At 66.0% G+C, this 13,902-nt stretch carries 5 protein-coding genes; 4 read left to right on the top strand and 1 reads right to left on the bottom strand.

Translation table 11 applies throughout. From position 1 onward, the window contains the following. Window positions 1-87: 87 nt before the first annotated feature. Both trhO and A3K89_RS13995 read left to right on the top strand, forming a co-directional pair. On the top strand, window positions 88-933 hold the full coding sequence (gene trhO, locus A3K89_RS14000; protein ID WP_068427020.1) for an oxygen-dependent tRNA uridine(34) hydroxylase TrhO: 846 nt from the start codon (window positions 88-90) through the stop codon (window positions 931-933). A gap of 148 nt (window positions 934-1,081) precedes the next feature. Next, entirely contained in the window at window positions 1,082-1,939 is an 858-nt protein-coding gene (locus tag A3K89_RS13995; RefSeq protein ID WP_254303530.1) for a pseudouridine synthase, read from the top strand. Window positions 1,940-2,063: 124 nt separating this feature from the next. Here A3K89_RS13995 and A3K89_RS13990 read toward each other — a convergent pair whose 3' ends face one another. After that, window positions 2,064-7,529: an ATP-binding protein gene (locus A3K89_RS13990; protein ID WP_068427091.1), complete on the bottom strand. Its 5,466-nt coding sequence runs from the start codon at window positions 7,527-7,529 to the stop codon at window positions 2,064-2,066. A gap of 972 nt (window positions 7,530-8,501) precedes the next feature. Between A3K89_RS13990 and A3K89_RS13985 the strand changes: the two genes are divergently transcribed. Continuing rightward, the gene (locus A3K89_RS13985; protein WP_084423796.1) at window positions 8,502-13,172 is read left to right on the top strand and encodes an AAA domain-containing protein; all 4,671 of its coding nucleotides are present in this window, start codon (window positions 8,502-8,504) and stop codon (window positions 13,170-13,172) included. Window positions 13,173-13,236: 64 nt separating this feature from the next. Beyond that, entirely contained in the window at window positions 13,237-13,884 is a 648-nt protein-coding gene (locus A3K89_RS13980) for an SDR family oxidoreductase (RefSeq protein WP_068427090.1), read from the top strand. The last annotated feature ends 18 nt before the right edge of the window (window positions 13,885-13,902 follow it).

Raw genomic sequence — 13,902 nt, 5'->3', positions numbered from 1 at the left:
ACGTTCGGTCACCTCGAGTGACCGGATGCGGCCATTCGCTCCCCGCCGATTCGGACCCGGCCCGCCGACCACGGCATACTTGCAGCCATGGCTGTACCGAAAATCGTCCTGTTCTACGTGTTCACCCCGCTGCCGGACCCCGAGGCCATCCGGCTCTGGCAGCACACCCTCGCCGCGTCGAACAACCTGACCGGCAGGATTCTGATCTCCGAACACGGGATCAACGCGACGGTCGGCGGTGACGTGAACGACGTCAAGAAGTACGTTCGCGGCACCCGCAGCTACGCCCCGTTCAAGAACGCCGACATCAAGTGGTCGGAGGGTCTCGGCGACGACTTTCCGCGCCTGAGCGTCAAGGTGCGGGACGAGATCGTCACGTTCGGCGCGCCCGACGAACTGAAGGTCGATGCAGACGGCGTGGTCGGCGGGGGAACGCACCTCAGCCCGCAGCAGGTGCACGAACTGGTCGGCGAGCGCGGCGACGACGTCGTCTTCTTCGACGGACGGAACGCATTCGAGGCGCAGATCGGCAGATTCGAAAACGCCGTCGTGCCGGACGTGGAGACGACGCGCGATTTCGTCGCCCAGCTCGATTCCGGTAAGTACGACCACCTGAAGAAGAGCCCGGTCGTCACGTACTGCACGGGCGGCGTGCGCTGCGAGGTGTTGTCGTCGCTGATGCGGTCGCGCGGGTTCGAGGAGGTCTATCAGCTCGACGGCGGAATCGTTCGGTACGGAGAGACCTTCGGCGACGACGGGTTGTGGAAGGGGTCGCTGTACGTCTTCGACAAGCGGATGACGACCGATTTCTCGGATCACACCGAGGTCATCGGCCGATGCACGGTCTGCGCGAACCCGACGTCGCGCTACCAGGATTTCGACGACGACGACGGACGCGGCCTCCGCCTCGTGTGCATCGACTGTGCCGTCTGACGCCTCCGGCGGGGTCATTCCGCAGGCTCCACTCCCGTCTGACAGCTCCGGCGGGGGCAGTCCGCAGGCTCCACTCCCGTCTGACAGCTCCGGTGGGGGCAGTCCGCAGGCTCCACTCCCGCTGCCGTTCCGGGACGGGCTGGCGCCGTTGCGGATTCGACTTCCGCACGGTGACGTCGCCCGAACGCTGCTCGAATTCCTGACGCGCGAACACCCGATGGATCCGTGGATCGATTCCATGGCCGCCGGCGAGGTCGTCGACGAGAAAGGTCGACGCTGGGATGCCGAATCACGGTACGCTCCCGGCCGATTCGTCTACTTCTATCGGGTTCCGCCGCCGGAGATTCCGGTCCCCTTCGACCTCGACGTCCTGTACGACGCGGACGGCATCGTCGTCGTCGACAAGCCCCACTTCTTGGCGACCATCCCGCGCGGCATGCACGTCACCGAGACCGCGACCGTGCGGCTGCGTCGCATGTTCGACGACGCGGATCTGACGCCGGCTCATCGACTCGACCGCGCCACCGCCGGTGTCCTGCTGTTCACGCGCGACGTGGCATTGCGGCGCCCGTACCAGGAACTCTTCTCGACCAGGCAGGTCCTGAAAGAGTACGAGGCGATTGCCGGCTACGACCCGTCGCTCGAGTTTCCGCGCACTGTGCGCAGTCGAATTCTCAAGGACCACGGCGTCATGGTTGCACGAGAGGAGCCGGGCGAACCGAACAGCGAGACGCGTATCGAATTGATCGAGGAACTCGGCGACAGGGCGCGCTACCGGTTGTTCCCGCACACGGGTCGTACGCACCAACTGCGAATTCACCTGTCGTCGCTGGGCATTCCCATCCAGGGCGATCCGTACTACCCGAACTACACGCGCACGGCCGCAGATGATTTCGACACCCCGCTGCAGTTGCTCGCGCGGGCAGTCGAATTCGACGACCCGATCACCGGGGAGCGTCGCAGATTCGAAAGTCGCCGCACCCTCGCCGGCTGGACGCTCACGTAGTTGTCAGGTGCACGCCACATTGCTGGCCAGTTGTCGTGCGTCTACCCAAAAGGTGAGCATCTGTGCCCCGACACGACAACACCCCCGGCCTTACGCGAGGCCGGGGGTGTTGCGTCGGAACCACTTACGCCTGGGTGCGGGCCATTCCACGCTCGACCGCTGCGATGAGCTGCGGGCGAAGCTCGGCGGCCGGGACGATGTGGTGCACCGATCCGACTTCCTGAGCGCGCTGGATGTTGTGGATCGCCTCGAACTCCGACGCCACCTCGCCGAGCTTGGCGTTGCGGACGTCCGTCTTGACCTGCGCCAGCTCGACACGCAGGTGCGTGCGCTCCGCGTCGGTCTCGGCGGCGGCGAGACGGGCCTCGATGTCCTTGACGGCCGGGTCGGCTGCGGTGCGGGCGTTGACGTCTCGGGTGAAGACGACCGCTGCCGCCGGAGCTCCACCGAGCACCGAGGCGAACGAGCCCTCGACGGCCAGCACCTCCATGTTGTCGTTCAGCGCTCCGGAGAACACGACGAACGCTCCACCGTGGTAGCGGGACACGACACAGAAGACGACGGGACCGTCGAAGTTGACGATGGCCCTACCGATTTCGGCGCCGTACTCGAGCTGGATGTTGCGCAGCGACTCGGGGGAGCCGTCGAAGCCGGACAGGTTGGCCAGCACGACGATCGGACGGCTGCCGCTGGCGGCGTTGATCGCGCGAGCCGTCTTCTTCGACGAGCTCGGGAACAGCGTGCCCGACGTCCACTGGTCGGGTCCGTCGGCCGGGAACCATCCCTTACGCGGGATGGCCCGCGACTCGATACCGATGACGCTGACCGGAATTCCGGCGAGGTGCGCGTCGAAGACGACCGAGGTGTCGGCGTCGGCCATGTCGGCCCAGCGCTCGAGCACCGAGTGATCCTGGTCGACGACCGCACGCATGACGGTGCGAATGTCGAACGGCTTCTTGCGATCCGGGTTGGTTTCGGACGAGAAGATGTCGCCGACGGTGGTGAAGTCGCTCGACGGATGCACGTGCGGGTAGCTGCGCACGTCGCGGTCGGACGGGTCGGCCGTGACGGCGCGACGCGGGAACCGCTCTCCCGGCAGGACGTAGGCGTGGTCGTAGTGAGCGAACAGAACCTCTACTGCGGCACGGAGATTCGGTGCCCAGTACTGTGCCTGGCCGTTCGGTCCCATGACGCGGTCGTAACCGCCGATGCCGAAGTTGTCCTCGGCCGAGACGCCACCGGAGTAGTCGAGAGACTGCTTGCCGGTCAACACCATTGCGCTGTCCGGGGTCATCACGAGGATGCCCTTCGTGTGCGCCAGCATCGTGGCTTCTGCGTTCCAGTACGGCTGCGCGCCGACGTTGATGCCTGCGACGACGATGTTGATCTCGCCGCCTGCCTGCGTGAACGTGATGATGCGACGCAGACCGCGTGAGACCCAGTCCATGTTCTCGGTACCGGTCGCCATCGAGATGGTGGCACCGGAGGACAGTGCGAACCACTCGACCGGCGCACCGAGCTTCTCGGCCAGGTCGATGGCGGCGACGATGCGCGAGCACTCGGCCTCGGCGACGGTACCGAGCGCCTTGGTCGGGTCACCGAACAGTGCGACGCGAGTGATGCCCTCGGGGTAGCGCTCGGACGGCGTCGTGACGAGGCCCGCGATGATGCCTGCCTTGTTACGGCCGTAGGGGCGATCGACGGCCACGAATGCGCCGCTGTCGTCGAAGTCGTACTCGGTGAACGCGCCCTTCGAACCGGTGAGCAGCGGAATCAGCTCGTACGGGTACACCGTGCCGCGGGCCTGCGAGCGCTGCACCTTCTGCGTGTACTCGTCGAGCGGACGCAGCGGCTCGGTGGGCTTGGCCGTCACCTTCGCGATGACGCCCGCACCCGATCGGTACGAGAAGCGGATGGCCACGTCGCGGACCGGGGCGTCCGGGCCACTCTTGAGGCGCGCGATCATCGTGATCTCTTCCAGGCCTGCACCGATCGTCGACGGCGCGATGTGCCGGGCGATCGTCGCGAGCTTGTCCTCGGGAACCTCGAGCACCGGCCACACGTACAGCGTGATGCGGTTGGCGTCGAGACGCTTCTTGCGTCCTGCCTGAGCACGGCGGATGCCGTCGAGGCACGCGGCGACGGTGCGCTCGATCTCGGGAACCGCGACGACGTCACCGTTCTCGTCGAGTTGTGTTGTGACGCAGCGGATCTCGGCGAGCGCCATGAGACGCTCGTCGGCCGGGTTCTCCTTGGCCTGCAGCTGGAACAGGTAGGTACCCGGTGTCGCGGGCAGACGCTTGCCGTCGAAGTTCTTCAGACGCCACAGGTCGAGACGCTGACCGGTGAGCGGGTGCATGTCGCGGATGACGGTGTCCTCCGCGAGGGGCTGCGACCCTTCGGTGGTCGGGCGACGGAACGTCACGTGGCGAACATCCGTGCCGCACACCGTGATCGTGATGCGACGCCATCCGCTGGTGCGAGGATGTGCCGACAGAACCGAATGAATGGTCGACGAGATCTCGTCGCCGTCCTTCGGTGCGTTCGGCCACGCCAGGTACAGGTCGACGGCCAGGTGCTCGGGCGCAGGCCCGGCGATGTCGTCGATCGCATCGATCGTTCGTGCCAGGTCGTCGAACGCGGTCGCCGTCGAAACCAGCTGCAGCCGTTCGCCGTTCAGCTCGAAGTTGCCGGTGACGAAGTGCTTGCCGTCGCGGTCGAACGCCTTGACGTCCTCGAGGGTGCGAATCTCGTAGTACTGACGCGTGACGACCTCGAGCAGTGCACCCGGATCCGCGACGCGGGTTGCCAGCAGGTCCAGCAACGGCTCCGGCGTCGACACGAGCGCATCGATGCGCGCGGCGTAGTCCGGCGCGTCGGGGTTCTCGGCGAGGTACTGCAGGCTACCGCGGACGCCGTCGTAGACCTGCTCGCGCGACCGTGCGATCTGCGGGGCGTCGAACAGCCGGAATCGCAGGTTGCGGGCGACGTCGCCGATGAGCGGGTAGCGGGCCTGGGTTGCGACGATGAGGCGTTCGAGGACCTCGCCGATGGCCGAGCCTGCCGCGGGCTGCGTCGACGAGTCGGACAGCCAGTGATCGAGCAGCGCGGCGACGACGGGAACCTGATTCTCGATGCGCTGCAGCGCGAGGAAGACACGGTAGACGGCCTCCTCCAGCTCGGGTCCGCGCTCGAGGTCCTCTGCGTCGTAGTGACGTAGCGCGCGAGAGAGCTTGCCGCGGAACGTATCCGGCAGTCCCTGGATGTCCGCATCGAGCGACTGCAGGAACGAGTGGAAGTGCTCGCGAGGCGAGTGGACGCGAGTGTCGGTGTTCTCCTCGTCCATCGTCGGACGGTTACGAGAGAGCTCGCAGATGTCGGCGAACGTGTTGAGCAGAGCCAATTCTGCGTCGACGACCTGACGATCGTCGCGCGGGACCTGGCTGCGCAGCGTCTCGTAGTCGGACAGGAGCGTCCGTGCACGAGATGCGTTGACGTCGAATCCGGTGATGAGAGCGGCCAATTCGTCCAACTGGGCCAGAGCGAGGCAGCTCGCCGTCTCACCCTCGGGGCGAGTCACGGTGCGGAAGTCCACGCGCGCGGTCTGCGACGACGCCTTCTGCTCACCGGCTTCGTCGACGCGCAGCAGCGGGGCGCCGGAGTCGACCTGACCGTTGACGGAGGCGAGGACCTCGCTGACCCGGCCCGCGTACGGCGAGCGAACGGCCGTTTCCATCTTCATGGCTTCGAGCACCACGAGGGTCTGGCCTGCCTCGACCTCGTCGCCGACGGCGACAGGAACGGCGACGACGACCGCTGGCGCGGGTGCGCGCACGAGGCCTGCCTCGTCCTGGCTGATCTGGTGGCTGATGCCGTCGACCTCGACGAGGAAGTGCGCGGCCTGCGCGACGGTCACGACCTGGTAACGACTGTCGCCGACGACGAGGCGGCTCTGGTAGTCACCGAGACGTTCGACGTCGACCTGGAGGTCCCCGCTGTCACCGTCGACGCGGTAGCGGTGCGGGCCGATCTGGCTGACGCCGAGTTTGTAGGCCTGGCCCTGGTAGCTGAGCTCGACCGTGCGGCCGATGGTGTGGCTGGCGCGGGGTCGTCCACCACGGGCGGAGGTCAGGAACGCGGCGCGCTCGCGAGCCTCTTCGGCGTCGTACGCGTCGATCGCGGCGGCGACGATGGCGATGTCGGCTTTCGCGGTCGGGCCCGTCGCGGTTCCGGCGTCGGTGCGGTCGAGCCAACCGGTGTCGGCGGATGCCGTGATGACCTCGTCGCGGTCGAGCAGGCTCAGGAGGAACGACTTGGTCGTCGTGCCACCGTCGATGACGACGGTCGTCTCGCGCAGCGCGGTCCGTAGACGGGCGAGGGCCTCGCTACGATCGCGTCCCCAGGCGATGACCTTGGCGACCATGGAGTCGTAGTCGGGCGGGATGACATCGCCCTGCGCAATGCCGGTGTCGACGCGGATGCCGGATCCGAGCGGGAACTTCAGCAGTTCGACGCTGCCGGGCGCGGGAGCGAATCCGTTGTCGGCGTCCTCGGCGTTGAGGCGAGCTTCGACGGCGTGGCCGAATTCGGGAGGGCAGTCACCTTCGAGGCGCTCGCCGTTCGCCACCAGGATCTGCAGCTTGACCAGGTCGAGGCCGGTGGTGAACTCGGTGATCGGGTGCTCGACCTGCAGGCGGGTGTTGACCTCGAGGAACGTGAAGATCTTCTGCTCGGGCTGGTACAGGTACTCGACGGTGCCTGCACCGGAGTACTCGGCGGCCCGGACCAGTTCCGCGGACACCGCACGCAGGTGGTCGGACTGTTCCTTCGTCAGCAGCGGAGAGCTGGACTCCTCGATGACCTTCTGGTTGCGGCGCTGGATCGAGCAGTCGCGGACGCCGGGAGCCCACACGTTGCCGTGGTTGTCGGCGATGACCTGCACCTCGACGTGGCGGGCATCGGTGACCAGGCGCTCGATGAAGACGACGGGGTCGCCGAAGGATCGCTCGGCTTCACCCTGGGTGCGCTCGAGAGCCAGTTCGAGCTCGTCCTCGTGGAAGACCTTGCGGATACCGCGACCGCCGCCACCGCTGCGTGCCTTGATGATGAGCGGGTAGCCGATCGCCTGCGCGTGACGCCGGGCATCGGCGCGAGTGGAGACGGGACCACCGGACCACGGTGCGACGGGGACGCCGACCTTCTCGGCGAGCAGCTTGGCCTCGACCTTGTCACCGAGCAGGCGCATCGCGCTCGCGGACGGGCCGATGAACGTGATGTTCAGTCGGGAGACGATGTCCGCGAACGCGGGGTCCTCGGCGACGAATCCCCAGCCGACCCACACCGCATCGGCACGCGATTCGACGAGTGCAGCTTCCAGAACCTCGTAGTCGAGGTACGCCGACCCGGAGGCGGGTTTGTTCAGTGTCACAGCTTCGTCGGCCTGACGGACGAACATTGCCCGTCGTTCGGCCTCGGTGTGGAGGGCGACCGTCCGGATGCCGTAGTCGTACTCGGCGTTGAGTTCCTTGACGGCTCTGATCAGGCGTACGGCCGCTTCGCCTCTGTTGACTACTGCTATCCGCTTGAACAACGTGTCTCTCTTCGTCAGGTGGTGGATGTCGTCGGTCGAGGGTCGACCGCCAGCGGGAGGGAATCGAATCGTCGGCGCGTGCGCGGGCAAGAGACGCCGGCAAGTCTGCGAGGGCGGATCACCACCCGTTGCAGGCCCCCCGACAACCGTCTTCTTCGCTCGTGCCGTCCATCCGATTCTGATTTCTCCCCGCCCCGCGAAATCTTCAGGCGCTGGCTGAACGAGAACTGATTCTAGCGGCTCGGCAGTGTTTTTCCATGTCAACTACTTTCGGGCAAACTGTGATTGATATCGCTTCCTTCAAAGGTCAACCAACACAGTGTTTTTCACGGAGTTGCCGCGAAAAACTTGTGAAAAGACCCTGGGGTCTTGACGGGATACTGACGAGTAGCGTTGTTGGAATTGACATTTCGCGCTCACGGTCATGTCTTTACTTACCCGTCGGTACGTTACCGATCGGTACCGGTGTGCTGTCGGAGGCTCGTCAGGACGTGCGGTCTGCTGTTTGCGGCAAGGATCGACTTCGGGTATCTTCCGCGATCTTTCAGGCGACGCGTTCCGAGATGACGGACGCGCGCACGTGTGTTCCTATGCCTGTTCGAAAGACGTTGTGCATCACGGTGATCGATCGCTGCGTATCCGCTCGGCCGTCGGTGAGCATTCCGGACCTGTCGACTGTGGCTGCTGACCGTCGAAAGCGGACGCGTTTTGTGAAATCCCACGACAAAGAAGACCGATGGTTCGGAGATCGTGAAGAAACGCGTCGTGCCGACTAGTCTGTTCCGAGCGTGCAAGCTCCGTCCCTGTTCGAGAACGGCCGTTTCGAAGAGTTCAGAGGTTTTCACTGTGTCGACCGCACCGGTTCCAGGCCCCGAGCCTTCTCGTGCCAGCCCCGAGCCTTCTCGTGTCAGCCCCGAGCCCTCTCGGGACCATGCAGGTGGCGACGCCCCGGCCGGCGACGTTCGAGACAGAGTGTTGCGGTTGCTGCGGTTCCTCCGCGAAACAGTGGTGGCGCGAACCGAGCCGATACTGCACTTCGAGGGTCATCTGCGGACTCGCTGGTTGCACGACGGTGCGGTCGTCCCCACGGTCGACGCATCGGTCGAATCGGGCGGCGTGCTGTTACGCGTGCGCCCTGTGGAGGTCACCGACCCGCCCGTAGTCCCGGAGATCCTCATCGGTTCCATCGATCCGTCGATGATCGAGGACAGCCGGTACCGCGCACTCGAACTGACCGACACTGCGATGCCGTCGACACCCGGCGACGACGCGGATTCCGACGCGGATTTCGACGTGCGGCGGGCGTACGAGATTCGCACCGCATTCTCTGCATATTCGGCCCGATGGCGAAAGTGGGCCGAGGTCGACCGCGTCGCGCGTCCGAAAGCGTCGCTGTACGAAAGCCTGCAGCTGATGATGCACGAGCTGTCGTCGCGACCGGAGTCGGTCGAACTGGTCGTCGCATCGGGCCTGCTGACACTGGCGTCGGCCGAGTCGGGTGCGAATGTCTGCACCCACCTGATCGCGCAGGCAGCGACGGTCGAACGGGACGTGCGCACCGGAGATCTACTGGTCAAGCTGCCGTCGAACGGTCGGCCGCGGCTCGAGGACACCCAGCTTCTCGCCGGACGGCCGGGTTTCGACGCGTCCAGGTCCACGGATCTGCAGCAAATTCTCACCGCCCGCGTCGCGTCGCCCGTGTCCGCCGAGATCGTTCCGTTTCTGTCGGAGTGGGCCGAGGCGACGCTCGCGTTTCCGGTCGACGTGCGGCCGGACCTCGACAGGCCGTCGACGTTCGCGACCGCGGATCGAGCGAGTCTGACGGTCTCGCCTGCACTCGTTCTCCGCAAGCGTGATTCGTTCGCGCTGCGTGACTACTACGAGCAGATGATCGCCGATCTCGAAAGGTCCGACGACGGCGTGCCGCTCGGCCTCGCTCAGCTGGTCGAACCCATCGAGCCCGCAGATCGGCTGGCATGGTTGTCGCGCAGCTCGAACAGCAGGGGCGTCCCTGCAAGTTCCGCTCCCGGGTCGGGTGACGCCGCGTCGATCGCCGAGGATCCGCTGTTTCCGCTGCCCGCCAACGCCGAACAGTCACAGATCGTTCGACGTCTCGGCCTCGACAGCGGGGTGGTCGTCGAAGGGCCGCCCGGGACGGGCAAGACGCACACCATTGCCAACCTGCTGTCCGCATTGCTCGCGCGTGGGCAGCGCGTACTGGTGACGAGCGAGAAGTCCCAGGCGTTGCGCGTGTTGAGGGACAAGCTGCCACCCGAACTGCAAGAACTGTGCGTGGCAATCACGGATCTGTCCCGTGGCGGTGCGGAGGAGCTCAGCCGAAGCGTGTCTCGGATCGCCGACCGCAAGGCGTCGTACAACGAGGTCGACGAGTCGGAGAAGATCGCATCGCTGCGTGCCCGGCGCGACGAGGCAGTGGCGAGGCGTGCGGCCCTGCTGCAGTCGGTGTCCGAACTGCGTGACGCCGAAACCGTCGTGCACCCGTTCGTCTCCGACGGGTTCGACGGCACGGCGGCGGCCGTCGTCCGCAAGATGGTCCTGACGCAGGAGGCGCACGAATGGCTGCCCGGCCCGCTGTTCACGGATCGGCCGCCGTTGACCGGCACCGAGGTCGAGAATCTCCGCACTCTCATCGCGACAGCCCCGGACGGGCGCACGCGTCGAGCTCGCCAGTCACTGCCTCGCCTCGACACGGTTCTGCCCAACTCGGCCGAGCTGCGGTCGCTGTGCCAACGCGCGAACGCGCACGTGGCCACGGGTTCCGAGCAATCGACGCACCTTGTCGAGTTCCTCGGCGGGGTCGATCCGGCTGCTGCGTTCGAGATCAGGCGCCTCTGTGAGGAATTGGACGCGCGCGTGCGAGAGGTGTCCGAACTCGACGCCGTCTATCGGCAACTGACCGATTCGGTGTTGTCCGGTGAGTCGGCCCACCTGTGGTCGCGGGTCAGTGGCATCGTCTCGATGGTCGACACCGCCGCGCGGGCCGATCGTTTCGTCGGAGCCCACGACGTGCAGTGTTCGACGACCACCACCGCGGCGTTGCACGCGATGGAATCCCTTGCCGTGGCGCTCGAATCGGGAATCGAATGGAAGTCCCGGTTCCGCAGGAGCGCGCAACAGAAGGCCGTCGAAGAACTGGGAATCACGGCCTCCGTCGACGGTCTGCCGCCGACGACTGCTCTTGCGGCACGTCTTGTCGCCGAACACATTCGAGCGCTGCACATCGTTGCGACTGCCGCCGTCCTGCTGGCGGATCTGCGAATCTCGGTGTCCACGGAGGGTTCTCGTTCGAGACAGGTCAACGACCTCGGGCTCGTCACCAGTCAACTGACGCGCGTCTCCGGTGTGCTGCATGCTCGAGACGCCCTCGTCGAGCGGTTGTACGCGGTGTCGCCGTCGGCGCCGTGGATCAAGAGCCTCGACGACGCGTCGGCCTTCGCCGGTTCTGCTGGGGCCATCGCGACGCGCATCGATGCCGACGTGGCCCGCGCGGAGCTCGATCGAGCAATGTATTCGCTTGCGACACAGATCGATTCCGGACCCTCACCGGAAGGGACGGCTCTGGTTTCGGCGTTGGGCGACGCGGACGAGGACGCCGTCGCAGCGGCCGTCGTCGCCTACAACGCGGCATGCCTGGAGCAGGAGGATCAGCAGAAGCAGGACGAGCTCGCAGCCACGCTGTCCGAGGCGGCGCCCGCACTGTACGAACTCGTCGTCGACACGGCAGGCAATTCGGACTGGGACGAACTCAGCTGGCAGATGTCGAAGGCGTGGGCGTGGCGACGGGCTCGCGAATGGGTGACCGAGCAACACGAGGCCGGTCTGGAGCTGAAGCTCGAAGCGGAACTGAACGCCGCCGACGCCGATCTGAGCTACCTCACCGGCCGGCTTGCGGCCGCGATGGCCTGGCGGGACTGCCTCGAACGCATGACTGCCGTGGAAGTGCGTGCGCTGCAAACGTATCGAGAACACGTCTCCGCGATCGGAACGGGTGCGGGCCGCTACGCCGAGACCTTCCGAAGTGCCGCGCGGTCGGCGATGGGCGACGCGCAGACCGCGGTACCCGCATGGGTGATGCCGCTGCAGCAGGTCCTGGCGTCGATCCCTCCCATTCGGAACAGCTTCGACGTCGTCATCGTCGACGAAGCGAGCCAGGCCGACATCGCCAGCCTGTTCCTGCTCTACCTCGCGCCGCGGGTCATCGTCGTCGGCGACGACCGGCAATGCGCACCTGCCGACGTGCCGCAGTCAGGGACGCTCGAGGACGTCTTCACTCGTCTCGACGCGTACCTACCGGACCTTCCCGAACATGTACGTGCGACGCTCACGCCACGGTCGAGTCTGTTCTCGATGCTGCGGACGCGCTTCGGACAGGTCGTCCGACTGCGAGAGCATTTCCGTTCGATGCCCGAGATCATCAACTGGTCGTCGCAGCAGTTCTACGGCGACTCCCCACTCGTTCCGGTGCGGCAGTTCGGTGCGGATCGACTTCCACCGCTGCGTCATACCTTCGTGCCCGATGCCGAGGCCGTCGGGTCGGGGACGTCTCTCGTCAACCGAACCGAAGCGCTCGCCATCGTCGGCCAGATCGTGAAATGTCTCGCGGATCCGGTGTACGACGGCATGACGTTCGGCGTCGTCGTTCTGCAGGGCACGTCCCAGGTCGACGAGATCAGGAACGAACTGATCAAACGCATCGGCATCGAACAGTGGGAGGACCGGCGTCTGCGCATCGGCACGCCACCGGACTTCCAGGGCGACGAGCGCAACGTGGTCATGCTGTCGATGGTCGTCGCGCCGACGCAGAATTTCGTGGCGCTGACGGCGAATCAGTACAAGCGACGGTTCAACGTGGCTGCGTCGCGCGCCAAGGACCAGCTGTGGCTTTTCCATTCGGTGACGGTGGACCGTCTCAAGCGAGCGGACCTGCGGAACTCGTTGCTCAGCTACATGGCGTCGGCGTCCCCGGCGCCCGCCGATCCGATGCCGGAGGGCGTCACCGCCGACACGCGTCGTTCCGAGTTCGACACGATCTTCGAGCAGCAGGTGTTCGTCGAACTCCGTGACCGCGGGTTCCACGTCAACCCGGGTGTCGTCGTCAACAATCGACGTATCGACCTCGTCGTGACCGGGCGGTCCGCACGACTCGCCGTCGAGTGCGACGGCGACGTCGTGGTGGCGACGCCGGAACGCCGATCGGCCGACCTGCAACGCGAGCAGGAACTCAAGCGGTGCGGGTGGACGTTCTGGCGGGTGCGCGAGTCCGAGTACTGGCTCGACCCGGAGGCCGCGATGAGCAGCCTGTGGACCACGTTGGCGTCACTGGGCATCGAACCGAACACCGTCTCGATCGACGCTGCCACCCCGGCCTCGGACTGGTCACCCGTCGATCTCGATCCTCCCCAGGACGAACTGTTCGGTGACGGGCCGCTGCCGAATCGCCGCCCGTCGGTAGGCGAGATTCGGGCCGAGGCATGGAACGGGTGGCTGGGGGCCGGAGACCCTGCACCAGCACGGGGCGCCGACGTCAGCCCCGAGATGTGGACCGTACCGTCGGAATCGAACGGGTCGAAAGAATTGCCGGTGAACGGTTTCCACGATGGGGGAACCGACAGACGCCCGTGATTGGCGCGCGGTGGCGGTGGGTACCGTGGAACTTCAGTGCCGTCCGTCGTCGAAGGAGCTGTTCATGTCGCGAGTCGTGGTATTCGGAGGTCATGGGAAGGTGGCGCTTCGAGCGGCGCCGCTCCTCGTGGGGGCCGGTCACGAGGTCGGGGCCATCGTGCGGAACCCGGATCACGTCGGTGACGTAGCCGACGCGGGTGCGACGCCCATCGTCGCCGACATCGAGTACCTGGACGTCGCCAAGATCGCAGCGCTGATCGAGGGATACGACGTCGTCGTCTGGTCTGCCGGTGCAGGAGGCGGCGATTCGAAGCGGACGTACGCGGTGGATCGTGACGCTGCCATTCGGTCGATGGACGCTGCAGGGCGTGCGGGTATTTCGCGCTACGTCATGGTGTCCTACTTCGGTGCAGGTCTCGATCACGGTGTGAATTCCGGGAATTCGTTCCACGCATACGCGCAGGCGAAAGCGGAGGCGGACGACTACCTGAAGTCGACCTCGCTCGAGTGGACCATTCTCGGACCGAGCGCGCTGACTCTCGACCAGGGCACCGGGTTGATCGACACGAAAGAAGCCGGGGCGACAGGCGGTTCCGTCACTCGCGACGACGTCGCTGCCGCCGTGGTCGCTGCGATCGCAAACCCAGGAACCATCGGCCGGTTCATCGAGTTCGACAACGGCTCGACCCCGATCGCCGAAGCGTTGGGTTGAGCCGCCCCGACCCCAGAA

The organism is Rhodococcoides kyotonense, from assembly GCF_001645385.1.
GTDB classification, from domain to species: domain Bacteria; phylum Actinomycetota; class Actinomycetes; order Mycobacteriales; family Mycobacteriaceae; genus Rhodococcoides; species Rhodococcoides kyotonensis_B.
This window is presented reverse-complemented; position numbering and strand designations above follow the sequence as displayed.